The following is a 19,508-nucleotide window of genomic DNA, read 5'->3' as shown; positions in this document are numbered from 1 at the left end:
GCGCGCGGCGGGGGGGGGGGGCCGGCGGGGCGCGCGGGGCGGCGCGGGCGCCCCCCCCCCCCCCACCCCCGACCGGATCCGGGCGTAGACGTACTGGAGGTACGGCGCGGTGTTGCCGTCCAGGGCGAGCATCCGCTCCCAGTCCAGGACGTAGTCCTTCGTCCGATCGGTGGCCAGGTCGGCGTACTTGATCGCGCCGATGCCCACCGCGCGACCGATCTCGGCTGCGGTTTCGGCGTCCAGCTCCGGGTTTCTCCTGCGGGCCAGCTCGGTGGCGCGGGCGACCGCCTCCTCCAGCAGCCCGACCAGCTTCACCGACTCGCCGGCCCGGCTGCGCAGCATCCGCCCGTCGGCGCCGAGGATCGACCCGAAGCCCAGATGCTCGGCCCGGGCCGGCGGGCACAGCCAACCGGCCGCCCGGGCAACAGCGAACACCATCGCGAAGTGCTGCCGCTGCGGCAGCCCGACCACATACAGCAGCCGGGTCGCGCCCAGCTCACCGACGCGCTGCCGCAACGCGGCCAGGTCGGTGGCCGGATAGCCGTATCCCCCGTCGCTCTTGCGCACGATCAGCGGCGTCGGCTCGCCGTCGCGGCCGGTGAACCCGGCCGGGAAGACACAGTCGGCCCCACCGCTGGGCACCAGCAGCCCCAACCGGTCCAGGTCGTCGACGACCCCCGCGAGCAGATCGTTGTAGGCGCTCTCGCCCCGGAAGTCGTCAGCGGACAACGTCACGTCGAGCAGGTCGTAGACGGTCAAAAAATACCGCTCGGACTGCGCCACCAGCAGCCGCCACCACCGCAGCGTCTGCTCGTCGCCGCCCTGCAACGCGACCACCCGCAGCCGCGAGCGTTCCCGGAACGTCTCGTCGGCGTCGAACTTGACCCGCGCCGCCCGGTAGAAGCCGTCCAGGTCACCCATCGACAACTCGTCCGCCGCCCCGGCCTCGCCGAGGTCGGCCAGGTGCTCGATCAGCATGCCGAACGGTGTCCCCCAGTCACCCAGGTGGTTGACCCGCACGACCCGGTGCCCCAGCCAGGCCAGCAGCCGCACCGCCGCGTCCCCGATGACCGTGGAGCGCAGATGCCCGACGTGCATCTCCTTCGCCACGTTCGGCGCCGAGTAGTCGACCACCACGGTCTGCGGGGCCGCCGTCGCCGGCACGCCGAGCCGGGCGTCACCGGCCAGCCCGGCGACCAGGTCGGCAAGTGCCGGGTCGGCGACGGTGAGGTTGATGAAGCCCGGCCCGGAGACCTCCGCCGACACGCTGACGTCGTCGAGCACCGCGTGCTCCAGCACCGCGGCGGCGATGTCGCGCGGCGGGCGGCCGAGCCGCCGGGCCAGCGCCAGCGCCGCGTCGGACTGGAAGTCCGCCCGCGGCGAGCGCCGCACGAGCGGGTCGACCGGGCCGCCGGCCACCGCCGCGAACGCCGGCGCCAGCCGGTCGGACAACAATCTTTCAAGATCCATGAGTACGCCGATCTCACTCGGACCCGCACTGTCACGCGAGTCTCTGACGACAGGAGATGCGGGGCGGACCGAGGACGACAGGCACACGACCGGCGGCTCGATCCGCCGGTCGCGGGAACAGGTCAGCGCGGGCGGGCGACGGATCGCCGGCGTCGCCGTGCACCGACCTGGACGTCAGACGACGCTCCGGTGCACTGGGCGATCACGCTGGTCATGCGGGCAGCTTAGCCGGCCGGCGGAGGTGTCGACATCCCGATTACCACCGGTCGGGTGAGCGTCCGGCGGCGCGAACCGTCGTTTGGGACGGTGCCCCACCGGGAACTGCCCCCACATCGACGAAAGGTGATCATGAGCCGACACACACCGCCATCACCCGCCCGTATGCGACGCGTGCTTGCGCTGATCCCGCTACTGGGCACCATCACCGTTGCCGCCGCCTGCGGCAGCACCGAGGACAAGCCCGGGTCGACCCCGTCCACCGCGGCGCCGACGTCCGCGTCGGCAGTGGTCGATCCGACCGGCCCGGCGTCGCCGAGCGCGAGCGGCCCGACCACCATCCCGACATCGGCCTTCTTCGAGTTGCCCACCGAGCTGCGCAAGTCTCCCCGTCGGACGCTGTCCGTCGAGGACGCCCTGCCGAAGTTGTGTGCCAACGAGTTCGGCACCGGAGGCCGGCAGGTGACGGCGAGCGCCGCGATGACCGTCATGTACCAGTCGGCGGGCGCCACCGCCGCCGACGTGGCGCAGGGGACGATCCACCAGACCATCTTCACCTTCGAGGGTGACGGCGCCACGGCGTACATGACGCGTCTGCGTACCGCCCTGGAGGCATGCCCCACCTACCAGCAGTTCGGAAACCGGGCCACCGCCAAGAGCAAGGCCGTGCCCGGTGTCGGCGACGAGGCGCTGCTGCTGACCCGCACGTGGCCCGAGACGAGCCTGAACGGCGAACACACCGGCCGCGAGGCGACCAGCCAGATCGCTGTGGCACGCGTCGACACTGTGGTGACAGTGTTCGACGACCAGGGCTGGGAGGGCACCAGCGGCAACCCCGCAGTCCTGGACCGGGCCCTGCGTGAGGGTGTCCGGACCATCGACGCCTGGCAGGGGTAGTCCCCTCCGGTCCCGGGGTCTCCGGCGCGTCCGGTGCTCTGCCGCGATCGGTCCCGGTGACGCACGCGCCGAAGACCCGCCGCCGGCCGGGTGGTGGCTCCCCGCTGCGATGATGCGGTCCGTGACCTCCGATCCGCTCGACCTGCGCGGTGTACGACGCGCCTACGACACCGTCGCCGAGGACTACGCCACAGTCCTGCCGGACACCCGCGCCGAGGCCCCACTCGACCTCGCCGTTGTCGACGCGTTCGCCGAGGCGGTGACGTCGGGCGGCGACCCTCGGGTCCTCGACGCCGGGTGCGGCCCGGGCCGGATGAGCAGGTACCTCACCGACCGTGGGTGTCTGGTGCACGGCGTCGACCTGTCGCCGGGCATGATCGCCCGCGCCCGGCGCGACCACCGGGACCTGGTGTTCACAGTGGGCTCGCTGACCGCCCTGCCCTATTCGGATGCCCGGTTCGCCGGTGTCCTGCTGTGGTACTCCACCATCCACACACCTCCCGCCGGGCAGGCGCGCGTCTTCGCCGAGGCGGCCCGGGTGCTTCGCCCCGGTGGCCACCTGCTCGTCGGATTCCAGGCCGGCGACGGCACACGCGACCTGTCCCCGGCCTACCGTCGCCGGTTCGGCCACGACATCCGGTTGGCGCGACACCGCTACCCGCCGGATCGGGTCGCCGCCGAGATCGAGGCCGCCGGTCTACGCGAGGAGTGCCGCCTGGTGCGGCGCGCTCGGGGCACGGAGAGGGACGACCAGGCGTTTCTGCTGGCCACGGCACGTCGCGTCAGCGGTTGAAGACGAGGTAGAGCGCCAGGCCGAAGTTGACCATCAGGACGATCGCGCCGACCACGGCGAACCCGCGCTGCCAGGCCGTCCACCGGACCGTCCTCTTCGACTCGACGAAGCCCCGCCTCCCGCACCCGGACCACCGCGATGTTCTCCCGTTCTTTTGGTGTCCGGCGATCGGAGGTCATACCGGCACTGAACTGGAACACGTTGGAGCGAAGCTCCTCGGTGAGACTCTGCACCGCCTGGGTCATCGAGTCGATCGAACCGTTGATGTGCCGCAGGTGCTCGTCGTGCCCGTCCGAACGCTGCTCGATGCGGCCCGCGTCGAGGCCGCGATGTTGGCGGCCGCCTTCTCGTCGGTGTTCTCCGGGCTCGTCATCGTGGTCTCGGCGGGCGCGATGGGGCGGTATCGACAGCGCGCGGGGGCGTGACCGCCGGGGCGACCACTCGCACGTCGAGAAAGCTACTAAAGCCCAGGTCAGAGCGCTGCGGCCGGGCGACAGACACAACTGCGGCGGTACGACGTCCCCGACCCGTACCGCCCGGGAGGTAGACGCATCGACAACCCTGACCCGACGACTCACGGGCCCTTCGCTCCATACGCTGCCGGTTGTATCCGTCCGGCGCTCGAAGGGAAACATGATGTCCATCCACCACCTGCTTACCGCCGCAGCCGCCCCGTTCGGGGACATCGCGCTTGCCGCACCGGCAGCAGCGCACGCGTCGGCCGGACCGGTCGCCGCGACGGCTGTCACCATGAGCTCCGGGCGACTCGGTGCGAGCGTGGCCGTACTGCTGGGGCTGGTCGGCGTCGTTGCCGGCGGGCTGGCTATGGCTCGCCCCGCCAGCCGCGTCGGCGCCAGCTCGGCACGACTCGGAGCCGTCCTGGCCCTGACCCTGGGACTGACCGGCATGGTGCTCGGCGGGGTCGTGGTCGCCACCAGCGACGGTGGGATCGGCACGGGCAACGGGCGAGGCGGGGCCTTCGTGGCGCTGGCGGTCGGGCTGGTCGGCGTGGTCCTCGGCGGGCTGGCTCTGTTCCGCGCCCGCCGCGGCGGCCGGCTGGTCTCCTGAGGCTGCCCTCAGGAGCGGGCGAGCCAGCCGGGGACGGTCAGGCCGGACTCGTAGGCGAGGATCACCAGTTGGGCTCGATCGCGGACCTGCGCCTTGGTCATGATCCGGCTGACGTGCGTCTTGGCGGTGGCCGGGCTCAGCACCAACCGCGCCGCGATCTCGTCGTTCGACAGTCCCGCGGCGACAAGTGCCAGCACCTCACGCTCCCGGCTGGTGAGCACGCTCAGTCGCGGCCCGGGGTCCGGGTGCGTGGCCCGCGCGCTGAACTCGGCGATCAACCGACGGGTGATCGACGGCGCGATCAGCGCATCGCCGCGAGCGACGACCCGCACCCCGTGGATCAGCTCGGCCGGCTCGGTGTCCTTCACCAGGAAGCCACTCGCCCCGGCACGCAGCGCGCCGTAGACATACTCGTCCAGGTCGAACGTGGTCAGGATGATGACGCGGGCGGCGCAGGACGCGACGATCTCCCGGGTGGCGGCGAGGCCATCGCGCACGGGCATCCGGATGTCCATGAGGACGACATCCGGGCGTAGCTGCCCGACCAGCCGCACCGCCTCGGCCCCGTCGGCGGCCTCACCGACCACCTCGATGCCGTCCTCACCGTCCAGAATGGAACGAAAGCCGGCGCGGACCAGAGTCTGGTCGTCAGCCAGCAGCAGGCGGATCATGCCGGCTCGCCCGCCGTCGCCGGGGCTGGCCGCAACGGCAGGCGGGCGTAGACCCGGAACCCGCCGGCCGGCCGCGCGCCGGTGGTCAGCGAACCGCCAAGCGCGCGAACCCGCTCGCGCATGCCGGCGATGCCGCTGCCCGGCGGGCCGGGAGTGACGGTGCCGTCATCCTCCACCTCCACCAGCACGTCGTCGCGGTCCGGCCGCACCCGGACCACCGCCGCGGTGGCGCCCGCGTGCCGGGCCACGTTTGTGAGCGCCTCCTGGACGATCCGGTACACCGCCAGGTCCACCTCCGCCGGCAGCGACCTGGTCTCGGTGAGCTCGGTGCTGATGGTCAACTCGGGCCGCCCGGCCGTCCTGACCAGATCGGCAAGGCGGTTCAGGCCGGGACCGGGCACTGTCGGCGCCTCGCCCTCCTGCCGCAGTACGCCGAGCGTCGTCCGCAACTCGCGCAACGTCTCCTTGCTGGTCTGCTTGATCGCGGTGAGCGCCTGCTCGGACCGGGTCGGATCCGGCCGGTGCAACGCGGCGCTGGCCTGCACATTGATCAGCGAGAGGTGGTGGCCGAGGACATCGTGCAGCTCGCGGGCGATGCGCAGCCGCTCCTCGGTGGCCCGCCGCCGGGCCTCCTCCTCCATCCGCTGCTCGGCGACAACCTCGCGGGCCTGCGCTTCGGCCAGGTAGGCCCGCCGGTTGCGGGTCACACCGACGATGACCGCGACGAGCCAACCGGCGTGCAGCAACGTCGCCCCGTTCATGGTGTCCGGGGATCGGTTGTCGCTGTCGGCGGCGGCGAAGGCGATCACCGAGGCGACACCGAGCCCGACGGCAACCCAGAGGTGTCCCTCGTCGACAACCGTGTAGAGCGCCACGACGAAGACCAACATGATCGGACCGGGCTTGTGCAGCAACGCCCCGTACGCGCCGACGGCGGCCAGCGCCACCACACCCACCGGCACCGGATGGCGGCGGCGCGCGCACAGCGCACCGGAGGAGGCGAGCACCACCACAAGCGCCGTCCATTCGGCGGTGGTGTCGATGCCGCGCGACTGCACCACCACCCCGACGAGGGCGACCAGGCCGACGGCGAGCACCAGGGCGAGGTCCGCCGTCCGGCCACGCCACCACGACCCCGCCATACGCCGAAGCCTAACCTCCCGACGGCATGCGGACGACCGCCCGAACCGGCGGCATCCGGCTCAGTCTCCCCAGTCGAGCTGGGGTTCGGGCACACCGACCGACCTGCCGTACGCCTTGGCTTCGGCCTGCCCGGCGGGATCGCCCGGCGGGTACCGAAACACCCTGCCGGCGAAGACCACGAATTTCTCGGCCTCGGTTCGGAAGTCGGCGTACCAGCCGCCCGTCGGTGACAGGCAGTCGGAGAGCGCCGTGGCGAGCCGCTCCACCTCCGCGTCCGGCGCGGTGAACTCGATAAGCGTCCAGGTGGAGGGCTGCGCGGCGGTGGCGCTTGCGGTGTCGACCCGCCAGATCTTCACCACCTCCAGCGGCACTGTCAGTTCTCCGCCGGTTCGCAGACTCTCACTGATCAGCAGGCCCCTGAGCATTAGCGCTCCTCTCTCGGCGATCGACGCCATCCCGTGCTGTCGTGGGTGGTCAATCCTCGCGTAGGGCGTCGAGGCGTGCTCGCAGCGCCGCCGCGATCTCGCCCGCCGCGGCGATCTGGTCCGGCGTGAGGGCGTCGACGAAGAGCTCACGAATGGCGCGCAGGTGGGGAAATGTGGCCTTGCCGAACGCCTCGGCGCCGGTCGTGGTGAGCAGCACCTCCGCCCCCCGGGGGACTGTCGCGCACTCCTGGCGGCGGATGAGGCCGCGCCGCTCCATCCGCCCCAGATGATGGGAGAGGCGGCTGCGCTCCCAGCCGATGTGCGACGCGAGTGCGGACGAGCGCATCGCCTGCTCCGGTGCCTCGCTGAGAGCGAGCAGGACGGTGTAGTCCCCCGTCGACAGGGCGGAGTCGCCCTGGAGACGGGACTCCAGCCGGGAACCCAGCGCCGCGGTCGTCTCGAAGAAGTCCCGCCAGATCCGCAGCTCCTGCGCCGTCGGCAGTTGGCGTCCTCCCCGCCGGGCAGGTGTGGTCTCCGTCATGCCATTCTCCCGGGAATTGACGTATCAATCGCCAAGTTAGCATCATTGACACGTCAACCGGTAGGTCCGCTCACGCGGATCGCCACGGGCAGCACCGAGGGGGACACGATGACAGCCGCAGGTTTTGAACTGGGGCTCAACTCGTTCGGGGAGGTGGCCACCGACGGCGACCGGGTCCTGAGCGACGCCGAGACCGTACGGCTCCTCGTCGAGGAGGCACGACTCGCCGAGTCGGTCGGACTCGACGTGTTCAGCATCGGTGAGCACTACCGGGAGGGCCACAACGACTCGGCCACACCCGTGTTGCTCGCGGCAGCCGCGACGGCGACCGAGCGGATTCGCCTCGGCACCTCGGTCACGGTGCTCAGCACGAACGACCCGGTACGCCTCTACCACGAGTTCGCCACGCTCGACGCCGTGTCCAACGGCCGCGCCCAGATCGTCCTCGGACGCGCGTCGGCGACCGAGTCGTTCCCGCTGTTCGGCTACGACCTGGCCGACTACGAGCGGTTGTTCGAGGAGAAGTTGGACCTCTTCCTTCGGCTCCAACACGAAGAATCGGTCACCTGGTCCGGAACCGTGCGAAGTCCCCTGACCGGCCAGCGCCTGCATCCACGGATGCGGCCCGGCGGCATCCCGACGTGGATCGGCGTCGGGGGCAGCCCGAACTCGGTGATCCGCGCCGCCCGGCATGGTCTCCCGCTCCTGCTGGCGATCATCGGCGGACGCCCCCAGCGCTTCGCCGGCCACGTCGACCTCTACACCCGAGCGCTCGAACAGTTCGGGCATACCCCGCAGCCAATCGGGCAGCACTCACTTGGCCTTGTCGCAGACACCGACGAGGAGGCGGTGGAGACGTGGTGGCGGTACTGGCAGCCGGTCGTGGCGGCTTTGGCCGCCGAACGCGGCTTCTACAAACCGGACCGCGCACGCTACGAGGCCGAAATCGACAACGGCGCGCTCTTCGTCGGGTCGCCGGAGACGGTGGCGCAGAAGATCGCCACTGTCGCCCGCGACCTGCGGCTGAGCCGCTTCGATCTGAAGTACGACATCATGCACCTGCCCCGCGAGGCACGCGCGCGCACGATCCACCTGCTCGGCAGTGCGGTCGCACCGCGGGTCCGGGAGCTGCTGGCGAAGGAGCCCACCCATGTCTGATCTCATGTTCGGCCTCGACACGTTCGGCGACGTACCGGAGGACGATGCCGGCAAGCGCGTCTCGCACGCCGCGGCGATCCGCCAGGTCGTCGACGAGGCGGTGCTCGCCGACGACCTGGGCGTCGACGTCATCGCGCTGGGCGAGCACCACCGGCCGGAGTATTCGGTGTCGACGCCGGAGACCGTGCTGGCGGGCATCGCCACCCGTACCTCGCGGATCCGACTGGCCTCCGGCGTGACAGTGCTGAGTTCGGACGACCCGGTCCGGGTGTTCCAGCGTTTCGCCACAGTCGACGCGTTGTCGCAGGGCCGGGCCGAGGTCATCCTCGGTCGCGGCTCGTTCACCGAGTCGTTCCCCCTCTTCGGCTACGACCTGCGCGACTACGACACGCTGTTCGAGGAGAAGATCGAGCTGTTCGTCAAGCTGCTCGACGAGAAGCCGGTCACCTGGAGCGGCACCCTTCGTGCCCCGCTGGAGAACGCCGACGTGTTCCCGAAGACGGAGTCGGGACACCTGGACACCTGGGTCGGCGTGGGCGGCTCGCCGCAGTCGGTCGTCCGCACCGCCCAGTACGGGCTCCCACTCATGCTCGCCATCATCGGCGGCGCTCCCGAACGCTTCGCGCCCTACATCGACCTGTACCGCCGGGCGGCCGACCAACTCGGCACGACCGCGCACCCGGTCGGCATGCACTCGCCCGGCTTCATCGCGGACACCGACGAGCAGGCCAAGGAGATCTACTGGCCGCACTACCGGATCATGCGAGACCGGATCGGCAAACTGCGGGGCTGGCCACCGATCCGCCGTCAGGAGTTCGACTCCGAGGTGGAGAACGGCTCCCTCTACATCGGCTCGCCGGAGACCGTGGCCCGGCGGATGGCCCGCGCGATCCGCAGCCTCGGCGTCGGCCGGTTCGACCTCATCTATACGGCCGGCGCGCAACCGGTGAGCGCCCGGATGCGGGCCGTGGAACTGTACGGCTCCAGGGTGATCCCCATGGTCCGCGAACTGCTGGCCTGATCAGCACGTCAGAACCGAGAGGACGACATGTTCGACAACGATCGGCCCCAGACCCTTGGTGTGCTCGGGGCCGGCAAGGTGGGCACGGTGCTCGCCCGGCTCGCCGTCGCCGCCGGCTACCGGGTGCTGGTCGCCGGCTCCGGCGACCCGGCGAAGATCGCCCTCACCGTCGAGGTGCTCGCCCCCGGGGCGGCGGCCACCACGGCGGCCGACGCGGTGGCCGCCGCCGACATCGTGATCCTCGCCCTGCCGCTGGGTAAGTACCGCAGCGTTCCCGCCGAGGCGCTGGGCGGCAAGCTCGTCGTCGACGCCATGAACTACTGGTGGGAGATCGACGGCATCCGCGACGACCTCACCGACCCGCGTACCTCGTCGAGTGAGATCGTCCAGGCGTTCCTGCCCGGGTCCCGCGTCGTCAAGGCGTTCAACCACATGGGCTACCACGATCTTGAGGACGAGGCGCGGCCGGCGGGATCGGCCGGCCGCAAGGCCATCGCGATAGCCGGTGACGACGCCACCGACCTCGCCGCTGTCGCGACTCTGGTGGACGCGCTGGGCTTCGATCCGGTCGTCGCCGGCCCACTGGCCGAGGGCGTACGACTCGAACCCGGCAGCGAGTTGTTCGGTGCCAACGTGAGCGCCGACGAGGTGCGGACCATGCTCGACCGCTTTCCGGACTCCGAGCGTGGACGGACGATCGCCGCCGCCCGAGCGGCGTCGTAGTCGCCGGCCTGCGGCCCTTACGGGAGCGGATCCGGGTTCCGCACGGATGTCCCGGCCCCGTGGCCGACCTAGCGTCACGCCCATGGCCAACACCGCACGTCGGGCCCCGACCCGCTGCACAGTGCCGCTACAGACACTCGTCGTCGTCTGCTCGGTCGTCTTCGTCGTCGGCACCACCATCCAGAACTTCGTGATCATCGACGAGCAGGCCATTGTCGGCATGATGCGAAGGGCCGGCACGTCGGCCGAGCAGGCGGCGGCCGACGCGCCGGCCTTCCTGCTCGGTTTCCGGCTGGTGGGTTGTGCCTACATCGTCGGCAACGCGCTCGGGCTGCTGGCCCGCAGCGGGCGCGGATGGCTGTTCTGGGTCGTCCTCCTGGTCAACGTGACCCAGGCGGCCGGTGTGGTAGCCATCCCGCCGGAGGTGTTCGAGGTGACCCGGGAGCGCTTCGGCACGCTGGGCCTCCTACCCTCCTGGGTGACCGATGGCGGCGCGGCGGTGCTCACCCTGATCCTCGTGGCGTCGCTGATCAGGTACCGCACGCCATGGGCGTGCCGCAGGGTGGCCGCCGCCTGACCGCGGTCAGCGCTGGTGTGGTCCGGACGCGGCTTGTCGATCAGGAATCGAGAAGCCCGGCCGGTGTCAGGCGGTCTAGCCTTTTCCCAGGTCACCGGCAGCACGCCGAGACTGGACGACGAGAGGGAGCCCACGCATGTCCGCGAAGACCGCCACGACCGAGTCCGACGGTTTCAGCCCCGAGGAGCGGGCCGCGATGAAGGAGCGCGCCGCCGAGCTGCGCGCCGAGGGCAAGAAGGGCGCCAAGAAGGCCGACGGGCTTCAGGCGATCCTGGACCGGATCGCGCAGATGGAGCCGGACGACCGGGCGCTCGCCGAGCGCGTGCACGTGACGGTCACCGCCGCCGCCCCGGACCTGTCGCCCAGGACGTGGTACGGGATGCCCGCCTACGCGAACGCCGACGGCAAGATCGTGGTCTTCTTCCAGGACTCCGGCAAGTTCAACTACCGCTACTCGACAGTGGGCTTCCAGGACGCGGCCAACCTCGACGACGGCGACCTGTGGCCGGTGGCGTACGCCCTCCAGAAGTGGAGCCCGGCGGTGGAGAAGAAGGTCACCGAGCTGGTCCGGGCGGCGATCTCCTGACCGTCACCCGGTCAGTGCGGCGAGGTCCGGCGGGGGCATCGGGGCGATGTCGCAGTTATCGACATGTGAAAATGCCCCATCGCCTGGCGGAGACGGGTGGATTCCCGTCGGAAGGGCCAGCCATGATCCCGTGCGGGGTGACGACCCGTCACCCCGGACGGGGAGAAGAATGCTTCACAGACCATCATTCGTCGGCGCCCGCGCCGCACTGTCACGCCGGGTTGCCGGCGCGACCGCCGTAGTGACCCTGGCCGCCGCCGCCGCGGTCGGCGTGGCCGGGCCAGCCCTCGCCACGGCGGGTGCGGCCGCACCGACTGCCGCCGCGGACAACGTGACCCGCCTGCCGGACGTCACAGACGTCTTCGACACCGCCGCCGGAGGCGGCCGAGTCTTCGTCTCCGCGAAGGACCGGGTGATCGTCGCCGATTCGACAGGCGCCATCACCGACACTGTGAATGGGCTCGCCGGCGCGCGCGGCCTCGCGATCACACCCGGCGGCGACCGCCTCTACGTGGCGCTGTACGACAGCGACGAGCTGGCCGAGATCGACACCAGCACCGGGGAGGTCGTCCGCAGAATCGACATCGGGCAGCGCTGCCCCCAGCACCTCGCGCTCTCCGGCAGCCGGGTCTGGGTCGGCTACGGCTGCGAGCGCAGCGGGGCGGGCGGGGCGCTGACCCTGGACCTCGCCGCGGCCGCCCCCACCGTCGTCAGCATCACCGACAACAAGTTCGGTGCCCCGGCCCTGGCCGTGGCCGGCGGCGTGCTGGCCCTCGGCGAGACCGAACTGCATCCGTCGACGGTCCACGTCTATTCCGTCGACGGTCAGCAGGCGACCGAGCGCGGCACGATCGAGGTGCCCGTGCTCGGCGACCTGGCGCTCAACCCGGACGGCTCGCTTTTGGTCGCCGCCTGGGGTGGAAGGTCCGAGGCTCTCGTGTATGACACCGCCACCCTCGCCGAGGTGCACCGCTACGGCGGCTCCTCAGGATCGCCGACGGCCGTGGCGTACAGCTCGGACGGTCGACACCTCGCTGCCGGCCACTACGTCGGCGAAGGCCCGGCGCTGATGGTCCACGACACCGCCAGCGGCAAGGTGATCAACACGGCGAGCACCGAGTTCGGTCAGATGGTGCTCGGCACCGTGGCCCTCCTCGGCAGGGACGTCTTCGCGGTCATCGAGCGCGAAGGCGCGTTCCGGCTCTGGCACGTGGTCGACGCGACGCTACCGACCTCGGCCATCACCCTGACCGCGCCCGACGCCGGCACCGCGCTCGACCCGCTGCGCATCACCGGTCGGCTCACCCTTGCCGACGGCACCGATCCGGGAGTGCAGGAGCTACAGATCACCCGCACCATCCCGGACGGCACCTGGGTCACCCTCTCGGCCACCACGGCGGCCGACGGCACCTTCACCCTCACCGACGTCCCCCCGCTGAGCGGGCACATCCGCTACGACGTCTACTGGAATCCGACAGGCGACTATCACGGCAGCACCGCCTCGGCGACGGTCGCGGTGGCCGGGCGCGCCGCGACGCTCACCCTCGGCGGGCCGGGCAACGGCAGGGACGGCAGGCAACTGTCGCTCTCCGGCGTCCTGGGCCTCGACGGCAGGGCTCCCACGCAACCGCAGGCCCTGGCGGTGACCCGGACGATCTGGAACAACCGCCTCGACGGTGCCATCGAACAACTGCCGAACGTCACCACCGACAGCCGCGGCGCCTTCACCGTCCTCGACACACCCAGCCAGGGCGGCCGGTACGTCTACACCGTCACCTGGCACGGCGACTCGGTGTACGCGTCGCCGTCCGCCAGCCACGAGGTGACGGTGTCGTCCCCGGACTCGCACCTCGCCGGGCAGGTGGCGGAGCCCGCGTACATCGGGGTGCCGTTCCGGGTCACCGGCACCGTGACCCACGACGTCGGCCCGTGCCAGGGCCCGACCGTGGTGCACGTGAGCCGGCGGGTAAACGGCGGCGCGGCGACGCGACTGCCGGACGTCACCACCGACGCCTCCTGCGGTTTCGGTTTCGACGACACGGTGAGCCGGACGGGGCCGGTGGCCTACACCGTGACCTGGGACGGCAACTCCACCCACCGCAGGACCACCGGCACCATCTCCGGCACCGTGCAGAAGCAGCCGACCTACATCGAGGCCACCTCTCCCGACCGCACCCTGCTCAACGGGCAGCAGGCGATCATCGAGGGCAGGGTCACCGATCTCAACGGCGACTCGATAAGCGGGCGGTGGAAGCTGACAGTGCGGCGGATCGGCCCGGACGGTTCCGAGGTCACCCTCCCGGGCGTGACCACCGCCGCCGACGGCACGTTCTCCTACCGCGACTCGCTGCCGACGATGGACGCCAGCACCTACCCGCAGTTCCAGTACGAGTTCTCCTGGTCCGGCACCGCCACGTACCGGGCGACCACCGGCAGTGTCTTCTTCTACGTCGTGCCACCGGACTGCGACTGCTGATGCGGTGGTGATGCCGCCCGCCCGGTTGACCGGGCGGGCGGCATCATGTCGGCATGTCAATCACCGATCACGCGCTGGCCGTCGAGGCGGCGGAAGCCGGAGCCGCGGTCGTCCGCGCGCAGTACGGATCACCGCTGACCCGTTTCCGGAAGACCGCTGACGACTTCGCCACCAACGCCGACGTCGAGGCGGAGAGGGCCATCCTCGACGTCCTGCGCGCCGGACGCCCCGACGACACGGTGCTGGCGGAGGAGAGCGGGCGCACGGGCACCGGCGAGACCGGGCGCACGTGGCTTGTCGACCCGTTGTGCGGAACGCTGAACTACGCCGTGCGGACCATGCTGACCTCGGTCAACGTCGCCCTACGGGCAGGGCCACGCGTCTCCGTGGCCGCCTCGGCGGATCCGTTCACCGATGAGGTGTTCTGGACCGACGGCACGGCCGCGTACGTCAGGCGTGGTGGCGTCGACGAGCCGCTCACCCCGTCGGCCGAGTCACGTCTTGTCGACGTCAACCTCGACCCGCCGTTTCCCCACCGACACGTCTTCCTGGCCGCCCGGATGCTCGCGGACGACGGTTTCATCGACCAGTTCCGCCCCCGCGTCGTCTCCACCACGCTGGCCGTTGCCTGGGTTGCCGCCGGTCGCCGCGCCGCCTACGTCACCGATGGCGAGCACCTGTGCGACAGCGTCCACTTCGCGGCCGGGATCGCCCTCGGTCAGGCGGCCGGTTGTGTGGTCACCGGGATCGACGGCGGGCCGGTTCACCCCGACGGGAAAGGTCTCGTCGTCGCCGCCGACGAGCGGACGCACGCCGCCCTCCTGACTCTCATCCAGAAGCAGCGGTGACCGTCGACCCGACGCACGGCACGAGGGCCTGGGCTCGACCGCGACCATCCGGGCCGGCTGACGTGCGCGGCAACCGGCACCGGGATACTGGCCACCGTGACGATCAAGGCGCTGATCTTCGACTTCGACGGTCTGCTGATGGACACGGAGACCACGCTGCTGGAGAGCTGGCGTTGGGAGTGGCGGCGGCACGGCCTGCGGCTCGACCCGACTGGCTTCTTCGCCGACCACGGTGGCGACGCGAACGAGGCTCGCTATGTGGCGCTCGAAGCGGCGATCGGGCCGGCGTACGACCGCACCTCCAGTCACGCGCTGCGGATGGCGTACCGGGCAGAGCTGAATGCGGCGCTGACGCCCGCGCCCGGCATCCCGCAGTGGTTGGACCGGGCCGCGGAGTCGGGGTTGCGGCTCGCCGTGGCGAGCAGTTCCCCGAGCAGGCACGTGGGGGCGCTGCTGGACCAGGCGGGGCTGCGGGGGCGGTTCGAGGTGCTGGCGACCGGCGAGGAGGTGACCGCCCACAAACCGGATCCGGCGGTCTATCTGCTGGCGCTGGATCGGCTCGGGCTGCCCGCGGATCAGGTTGTCGCGTTCGAGGACACCGCGCACGGCGTGGCGGCGGCACAGGCCGCCGGGCTCCGGTGCGTCGCCGTGCCGAACCGCCACGCGGACCACGCCCGCTTCACTGCCGCGGACCTGGTGTTGCCCAGTGCGGCGGACCTTCCCCTGGACGCGCTCCTGGCCCGCCTGGCGCTGGGGGCGGGCGGTCTCCGGTGAGTGCGCGCCGGAGACCGAGCAGAGCTTTCGCCTGGCCACGCCCGCCCGCCGCACCCGGCCCGGCCCGGCCGGCCCAGCCAATGCTTGTCGGGCGATGCCGCGGAGACCTTGATGTCGCTGAGTCATCAAGATGACTCACCGGCATCACGCTCAGCAGAACGACATACCCACGGCCGCGTCGGGGTCGGGCTCGGTGCTCAGCGCAGACCGTTGAGCACCTTCTCGTAGCGCGGGCGGTCGGCGACCAGGGTCTTCGCCTCCAGGTAGTTGAGCACCACCGCGCCCCGGCGGTACGAGTGGCCGCCCCGGGTCTCCACGGTGTCGGCGGCGCTCGTCTCGTCCGGGAAGACGTACACAGTGACGGTGTCGGTGGCGATCAGCTCGGAGCAACCGCCGAGGTGTTCGACTGACGGGTGCTCGTGCGGGGCGGGAGTGACGGGTTCCGCCACTCCCGCCCGCGCGAGCTAGCTGGCGTACGTCTCGAACTCGCCGACCCGGGGCGTACCGCCGGAGCTGTTGATCTTGAAGTTGATCTTGCTCAGGGCGGTCGAGGAGAAGGTGATGGATCCCGCCCCGCTACCGGCGGCCAGGACGGCCCCGTTGTCGTTGTTGATGAGCTGCCAGGCCCCGATGGAGCCCTGGGTCCCGGACGGCTCACGGATGACCACCCGGGACACCCGGGTCGGGGAGCCCCACTTGATCGAGATGGTGCCGGTCGCTCCGGCCGGCGACCAGTAGGTGCCGATGTTGCCGTCGCGCACGTTGCCGTAGCTGGTCCCGCTGGCCTTGCTGGACCCGTCGGCACCGGCGCCGAGGCTGAGGTTGGTCCCGCCACCCGGCGGCGGCGTGGTCGGCGGGGCGCTCGTCGGCGGCGGCGTGGTGGGCGACGGGCTCTGCGGCGAGCAACTGCCGTTCGACACCCGCAGACCCGTGTTGGGGCCCGCCGTCTGCCGGACGACGTCCGGCACGCAGCTCGCCCCGTCGAGGCTGTACGCGTACGGGATGGTGACAGTGGTGTTGGACGTCGGGTTGGGGCCGGCGGGGTAGTTGTCGCTGCCGGTGCTGGACCAGGTGACGTTGTCGAAGATGTTGCCGCTCACCTGCCAGTAACCGCGCTGGTCGGTGTAGAAGGTGCCCAGCACGTCCTTGGAGTTGCGGAAGTAGTTGTTCTCCACCTTCGCCTTCGCCCCGGCGCGGGAGTTGATGCCCGACTCGCGCAGGCTCACGTAGTGGTTGTTGTAGATGTGGGCCGTGCCGCCGCGCAGCAGCGGCGCCCGGGAGTCGATGTTCTCGTACAGGTTGTGGTGGTAGGTGATGAAGCTGTTGGAGAGGTCAGTCTCGCTGGACCCGACGAGGCCGCCGCGCCCGGAGTTGCGCAGGATGCTGTAGGACAGGGTGACGTACTGGGTGTTGTCCTTCATGTCGAAGAGGCCGTCGTACCCCTCCGACTCCCCGCCCGACGCCTCCAGCGTGACGTGGTCGACCCAGACGTTGCGGACCGTGCTCTCCATGCCGATGGCGTCCCCGCCGTTGGAGATGGGCGAGCCGGACTTCTTGACGTTCCGGACTGTCACGTTCTGGATGATGATGTTGCTGGAGTCGCGGATGTGGATGCCGAGCTGGTCGAAGACCGCTCCGCTGCCGACGCCGATGATGGTGACGTTGCTGATCTGCTTGAGCTCGATCACGCCGGCGGCGGTGTTGCAGCTCGATCCCGACACCTTTGCGGTGTTGCCGTGGTTGATGGTCCCGGTGACCTCGATGGTGATCGGGGTACTGCTGCTGGGGCGACCGCAGAGCGCGGTGTGGATCGCGGTGCCCGTGCTGGCGCGTACGGTCTGCCCGCCCGCACCGCCGGTGGTCCCGCCGTTCTGGGTGGCATAGCCGGTGGCGCTGCCGGCCGCCGCCGACGCCTGTGGGGTCGGCAGGGCCACCGCCACCGCGATCCCGACGGCCGCCGTGGCCAGCGCTGCCTGAAGTCGCAGAGCGACATGTCTTTTCATCTCGCCTCACCTTCACATTCGAGAGGTCCATCGCCGGGTGGCGGCCCGTGGGACCGCACGCTTGCTCGGTGGAGACCCTGCCGACCGCTCGACATCACCGCAGGTCTGCCGGCATCCGCCTCGCCCTGGTAGGCGCAGGGAACTGGCCGCGCAAGCGGTGCACCCGAGGTGGCGTTGATCGATGTGTGATCGCCCGGCTCACAGATAGAACATCGATGTACAGCAATGGTAGGAAAGCGTTTTCCCCGAAGGCAAGGGTTAGCGTTTGCAGGTTTGTTGCAGCCGCGCGGGCCTGCGCGGGCCGCCCACGATCGATGACGCGAGTGCGGCGCGCGGCGGACTACCGGGGGGCGTCGTCCGGGTCGGACTCCGTGCCGGAGGGCCCGCCTCCGACCAGCACCGACTCCTGCCCCTCCTGCCGACCCTCCTGCCGGGCGCGGGCGAGCAGCCCGGCCAGCCGACGACGGCGGTGCCGGACCATCGCCCGCAGACCGACGAGGAGTACGCCGAGCAGGACCAGCAGCGCGAGCTGCGCCCACGGCACGACCCAGGTGGTGACGGTGGCGGAGACCGGCCGGAGATCGGCACCGCCCTGGGCGTCGCCGAGCAGGGCCGGTGACGTGGTGACTGTCGTACGGAGGCGTACCAGCGCCCAGACGCCGTCGGCGCGGGTCTCCACCTGCCGGCTGCCGGCCGGGAGCAACTCCTCTACCGCACCTGTGGCGTCGTGGTTGGTCCGTCCGAAGAGGTCGGACACCACCACCCGGCTCGTTCCGCTGACCCAGACGTTGCCGGCGTTCCCGACGGTGTAGCGGACCCGCAGCGTGCCACCGGCGAAGGGATTCCACGACGGCGTGTACCTCGCGGTGAGGCCCTGAACGGGCAGTGTCGCCTGGGCGGACCCGTTGACCCGGACCATGACCCGGAAGCCCACCCGGCTCTCGACGTTGACAGTGCCACCGGTGCTGGTAACTGTCGCGGCGATGCCGGCCGGGTGGTCCCCCGGCGTGGCGCCCTTGGGCACCGTGATCGTGAACGGCACCACCCTCGTCTCGCTCGGGCCGACGGTGACCTTCTCCTGTACGTCGATCCAGGTGCCCCCGTCGACCGAGGGGCGGTCGGACGAGAGCATGTTGAAGCGACCCTTGTCGGTGAGGTAGCCGTCGGCGGCCTTCAGGGAGAAGGCGACGGCGTTACGGCTGAAGTTGCGGACCGCCAGGTGCTCGGTCACGACGGCCCCCGGGTCGAGGCTGGCGTTGATCCACCGGCGCTGGTCGGGCCCGCTCGGGGTGGCCGGCTGGACCGTCCAGGTCAGGGCCTTCGGGTCCGGCTCCGCCGCCGCCACGGCCGGCGCGGCCCCAACCGTGAGGGTCACGACGGCGAGGAGGGTGAGCACCCGGCGCAGCGGGAGGACGGTCATGCGGATGGGCCCTTCGGCGGGGGGCTGGGCGGGGGCCCGGTCCAGGCCCCCGCCACAGCACTACTCGAACAGTGAGAGCGTGAGCGTCGAGCTGTACGCGCCGGCGGCGACCTCCGCCGGGGTACGCAGGTAGAGGTCGGCGTTGACGGAGTACGAGTCGCTGGCGACCGCCTCGGAGTCGAACGCCGAGACCAGCAGCTCCTTGTCGACGAGGCCGACGTTGTTACCCGGCAGAGTCTCCTCGTCGAGCGCCGTCACGACCTCCTCGCCCTCGGTGACCAGGCCGCTGTCCCCGCCGTCGAGCAGGCGGGGCTTCCAACCGAGGTGGTCGGCGGTGATCGGCGCCTGGCCGGAGGCGCCCGCGAAGTCGGTGGCGCTGCCGAGCACCGCCCAGCCGGCACCGTCGGGAACCTCGTCGGCGACGCGGGTGTCGGTGACCGTCACCGTCGGCAGCGTACCGACGAACTGGCGGACCAGCAGGGTCGAGCCGTCCTCGGACAGCGCGACGGCGTCGCCGGCGATGGACAGGGCCAGCACGCCCGGTTCCCGGACCTCGTCGATGTCGACTGTCACCCGCACGCTGGCGTCGTCGTCGGGCTCGGCCAGGGCGGGCGACGGCAGCACCGCGGCACCGACCAGAACCGCGCCGACGGCACCGACCGCGAGCACCCGCCGCCGTTTGTCTGTGTTCATGTGAT

General features: G+C 71.0%; 21 protein-coding genes. 12 read left to right on the top strand and 9 right to left on the bottom strand.

What is annotated here, in order from left to right:
* Nucleotides 1-1,470: arginine--tRNA ligase (argS, locus tag AB0A95_RS03310; RefSeq protein ID WP_357553946.1), on the bottom strand; the 1,470-nt coding region annotated here is incomplete at its 3' end.
* 381 nt (nt 1,471-1,851) lie between these two features.
* Here argS and AB0A95_RS03305 point away from each other — a divergent pair.
* From AB0A95_RS03305 to AB0A95_RS03290, 4 genes are all read left to right on the top strand, one after another.
* On the top strand, nt 1,852-2,583 hold the full coding sequence (locus AB0A95_RS03305; RefSeq protein WP_357553945.1) for a hypothetical protein: 732 nt from the start codon (nt 1,852-1,854) through the stop codon (nt 2,581-2,583).
* Between the two features lie 121 nt (nt 2,584-2,704).
* Entirely contained in the window at nt 2,705-3,376 is a 672-nt protein-coding gene (locus tag AB0A95_RS03300; protein WP_357553944.1) for a methyltransferase domain-containing protein, read from the top strand.
* A 284-nt stretch (nt 3,377-3,660) separates the two neighbouring features.
* The gene (locus AB0A95_RS03295; protein WP_357553943.1) at nt 3,661-3,801 is read left to right on the top strand and encodes a hypothetical protein; all 141 of its coding nucleotides are present in this window, start codon (nt 3,661-3,663) and stop codon (nt 3,799-3,801) included.
* 208 nt (nt 3,802-4,009) lie between these two features.
* A complete protein-coding gene (locus AB0A95_RS03290; protein WP_357553942.1) occupies nt 4,010-4,444 on the top strand; it encodes a DUF6223 family protein in 435 nt (144 codons plus the stop codon).
* Between the two features lie 8 nt (nt 4,445-4,452).
* On the opposite strand, the gene AB0A95_RS03285 is transcribed toward AB0A95_RS03290, so the two are convergent.
* Genes AB0A95_RS03285 through AB0A95_RS03270 form a run of 4 tightly spaced genes read right to left on the bottom strand, consistent with a single transcriptional unit; the run spans nt 4,453 to nt 7,224 of the window.
* Nucleotides 4,453-5,115: a response regulator transcription factor gene (locus AB0A95_RS03285; RefSeq protein ID WP_357553941.1), complete on the bottom strand. Its 663-nt coding sequence runs from the start codon at nt 5,113-5,115 to the stop codon at nt 4,453-4,455.
* Complete coding sequence (locus AB0A95_RS03280) at nt 5,112-6,257, bottom strand: sensor histidine kinase (protein WP_357553940.1); 1,146 nt, start codon at nt 6,255-6,257, stop codon at nt 5,112-5,114. Before AB0A95_RS03280 ends, AB0A95_RS03285 begins: the two co-directional genes overlap by 4 nt.
* 60 nt (nt 6,258-6,317) lie before the next feature.
* On the bottom strand, nt 6,318-6,683 hold the full coding sequence (locus tag AB0A95_RS03275; RefSeq protein WP_357553939.1) for a hypothetical protein: 366 nt from the start codon (nt 6,681-6,683) through the stop codon (nt 6,318-6,320).
* Nucleotides 6,684-6,732: 49 nt separating this feature from the next.
* Nucleotides 6,733-7,224, bottom strand: coding sequence for a MarR family transcriptional regulator (locus AB0A95_RS03270; RefSeq protein WP_357553938.1), 492 nt, complete (start codon nt 7,222-7,224; stop codon nt 6,733-6,735).
* A gap of 108 nt (nt 7,225-7,332) precedes the next feature.
* Between AB0A95_RS03270 and AB0A95_RS03265 the strand changes: the two genes are divergently transcribed.
* From AB0A95_RS03265 to AB0A95_RS03230, 8 genes are all read left to right on the top strand, one after another.
* Nucleotides 7,333-8,382, top strand: a complete 1,050-nt coding sequence (locus AB0A95_RS03265; RefSeq protein ID WP_357553937.1) for an LLM class flavin-dependent oxidoreductase — start codon at nt 7,333-7,335, stop codon at nt 8,380-8,382.
* On the top strand, nt 8,375-9,403 hold the full coding sequence (locus AB0A95_RS03260) for an LLM class flavin-dependent oxidoreductase (protein ID WP_357553936.1): 1,029 nt from the start codon (nt 8,375-8,377) through the stop codon (nt 9,401-9,403). The genes AB0A95_RS03265 and AB0A95_RS03260 overlap by 8 nt, the downstream gene beginning before the upstream one ends.
* Nucleotides 9,404-9,430: 27 nt before the next feature.
* Nucleotides 9,431-10,126: an NAD(P)-binding domain-containing protein gene (locus AB0A95_RS03255; RefSeq protein ID WP_357553935.1), complete on the top strand. Its 696-nt coding sequence runs from the start codon at nt 9,431-9,433 to the stop codon at nt 10,124-10,126.
* An 82-nt stretch (nt 10,127-10,208) separates the two neighbouring features.
* The gene (locus AB0A95_RS03250; RefSeq protein WP_357553934.1) at nt 10,209-10,703 is read left to right on the top strand and encodes a hypothetical protein; all 495 of its coding nucleotides are present in this window, start codon (nt 10,209-10,211) and stop codon (nt 10,701-10,703) included.
* 136 nt (nt 10,704-10,839) lie between these two features.
* The gene (locus AB0A95_RS03245) at nt 10,840-11,289 is read left to right on the top strand and encodes a hypothetical protein (protein ID WP_357553933.1); all 450 of its coding nucleotides are present in this window, start codon (nt 10,840-10,842) and stop codon (nt 11,287-11,289) included.
* A gap of 169 nt (nt 11,290-11,458) precedes the next feature.
* On the top strand, nt 11,459-13,765 hold the full coding sequence (locus AB0A95_RS03240; RefSeq protein WP_357553932.1) for a hypothetical protein: 2,307 nt from the start codon (nt 11,459-11,461) through the stop codon (nt 13,763-13,765).
* A gap of 53 nt (nt 13,766-13,818) precedes the next feature.
* Nucleotides 13,819-14,613 carry an inositol monophosphatase family protein gene (locus AB0A95_RS03235; protein ID WP_357553931.1) on the top strand — a complete coding sequence of 265 codons (795 nt, stop codon included), beginning with the start codon at nt 13,819-13,821 and terminating at the stop codon, nt 14,611-14,613.
* Nucleotides 14,614-14,709: 96 nt separating this feature from the next.
* The gene (locus tag AB0A95_RS03230) at nt 14,710-15,387 is read left to right on the top strand and encodes an HAD-IA family hydrolase (RefSeq protein ID WP_357553930.1); all 678 of its coding nucleotides are present in this window, start codon (nt 14,710-14,712) and stop codon (nt 15,385-15,387) included.
* A gap of 197 nt (nt 15,388-15,584) precedes the next feature.
* Here AB0A95_RS03230 and AB0A95_RS03225 read toward each other — a convergent pair whose 3' ends face one another.
* The 4 genes from AB0A95_RS03225 to AB0A95_RS03210 all read right to left on the bottom strand — a co-directional run bounded on the left by AB0A95_RS03225 (nt 15,585) and on the right by AB0A95_RS03210 (nt 19,503).
* Nucleotides 15,585-15,836 carry a hypothetical protein gene (locus AB0A95_RS03225; RefSeq protein WP_357553929.1) on the bottom strand — a complete coding sequence of 84 codons (252 nt, stop codon included), beginning with the start codon at nt 15,834-15,836 and terminating at the stop codon, nt 15,585-15,587.
* Nucleotides 15,837-15,851: 15 nt separating this feature from the next.
* Nucleotides 15,852-17,390, bottom strand: a complete 1,539-nt coding sequence (locus tag AB0A95_RS03220; protein WP_357553928.1) for a polysaccharide lyase family 1 protein — start codon at nt 17,388-17,390, stop codon at nt 15,852-15,854.
* Nucleotides 17,391-17,730: 340 nt separating this feature from the next.
* The gene (locus AB0A95_RS03215) at nt 17,731-18,810 is read right to left on the bottom strand and encodes a hypothetical protein (protein WP_357553927.1); all 1,080 of its coding nucleotides are present in this window, start codon (nt 18,808-18,810) and stop codon (nt 17,731-17,733) included.
* A gap of 60 nt (nt 18,811-18,870) precedes the next feature.
* Nucleotides 18,871-19,503, bottom strand: a complete 633-nt coding sequence (locus AB0A95_RS03210) for a hypothetical protein (protein ID WP_357553926.1) — start codon at nt 19,501-19,503, stop codon at nt 18,871-18,873.
* Between the last annotated feature and the right edge of the window lie 5 nt (nt 19,504-19,508).

Origin of the sequence: Micromonospora sp. NPDC049230, from assembly GCF_040647875.1 — a bacterium.
Lineage (GTDB): Bacteria > Actinomycetota > Actinomycetes > Mycobacteriales > Micromonosporaceae > Micromonospora.
Note: the sequence above shows the minus strand (reverse complement) of the source record. Positions and strands in the feature narration are given on the sequence as shown.

Excerpts from the sequence above, each read along its gene's own strand:
- AB0A95_RS03305 (WP_357553945.1), top strand. The coding sequence starts at position 1,852 with ATGCGACGCGTGCTTGCGCTGATCCCGCTACTGGGCACCATCACCGTT.
- AB0A95_RS03285 (WP_357553941.1), bottom strand. The coding sequence starts at position 5,115 with ATGATCCGCCTGCTGCTGGCTGACGACCAGACTCTGGTCCGCGCCGGC.
- AB0A95_RS03265 (WP_357553937.1), top strand. The coding sequence starts at position 7,333 with ATGACAGCCGCAGGTTTTGAACTGGGGCTCAACTCGTTCGGGGAGGTG.
- AB0A95_RS03220 (WP_357553928.1), bottom strand. The coding sequence starts at position 17,390 with ATGAAAAGACATGTCGCTCTGCGACTTCAGGCAGCGCTGGCCACGGCG.
- AB0A95_RS03280 (WP_357553940.1), bottom strand. The coding sequence starts at position 6,257 with ATGGCGGGGTCGTGGTGGCGTGGCCGGACGGCGGACCTCGCCCTGGTG.
- AB0A95_RS03255 (WP_357553935.1), top strand. The coding sequence starts at position 9,431 with ATGTTCGACAACGATCGGCCCCAGACCCTTGGTGTGCTCGGGGCCGGC.
- AB0A95_RS03250 (WP_357553934.1), top strand. The coding sequence starts at position 10,209 with ATGGCCAACACCGCACGTCGGGCCCCGACCCGCTGCACAGTGCCGCTA.
- AB0A95_RS03270 (WP_357553938.1), bottom strand. The coding sequence starts at position 7,224 with ATGACGGAGACCACACCTGCCCGGCGGGGAGGACGCCAACTGCCGACG.
- AB0A95_RS03260 (WP_357553936.1), top strand. The coding sequence starts at position 8,375 with ATGTCTGATCTCATGTTCGGCCTCGACACGTTCGGCGACGTACCGGAG.
- AB0A95_RS03290 (WP_357553942.1), top strand. The coding sequence starts at position 4,010 with ATGATGTCCATCCACCACCTGCTTACCGCCGCAGCCGCCCCGTTCGGG.
- AB0A95_RS03235 (WP_357553931.1), top strand. The coding sequence starts at position 13,819 with ATGTCAATCACCGATCACGCGCTGGCCGTCGAGGCGGCGGAAGCCGGA.
- AB0A95_RS03215 (WP_357553927.1), bottom strand. The coding sequence starts at position 18,810 with ATGACCGTCCTCCCGCTGCGCCGGGTGCTCACCCTCCTCGCCGTCGTG.
- AB0A95_RS03210 (WP_357553926.1), bottom strand. The coding sequence starts at position 19,503 with ATGAACACAGACAAACGGCGGCGGGTGCTCGCGGTCGGTGCCGTCGGC.
- AB0A95_RS03275 (WP_357553939.1), bottom strand. The coding sequence starts at position 6,683 with ATGCTCAGGGGCCTGCTGATCAGTGAGAGTCTGCGAACCGGCGGAGAA.
- AB0A95_RS03240 (WP_357553932.1), top strand. The coding sequence starts at position 11,459 with ATGCTTCACAGACCATCATTCGTCGGCGCCCGCGCCGCACTGTCACGC.
- AB0A95_RS03245 (WP_357553933.1), top strand. The coding sequence starts at position 10,840 with ATGTCCGCGAAGACCGCCACGACCGAGTCCGACGGTTTCAGCCCCGAG.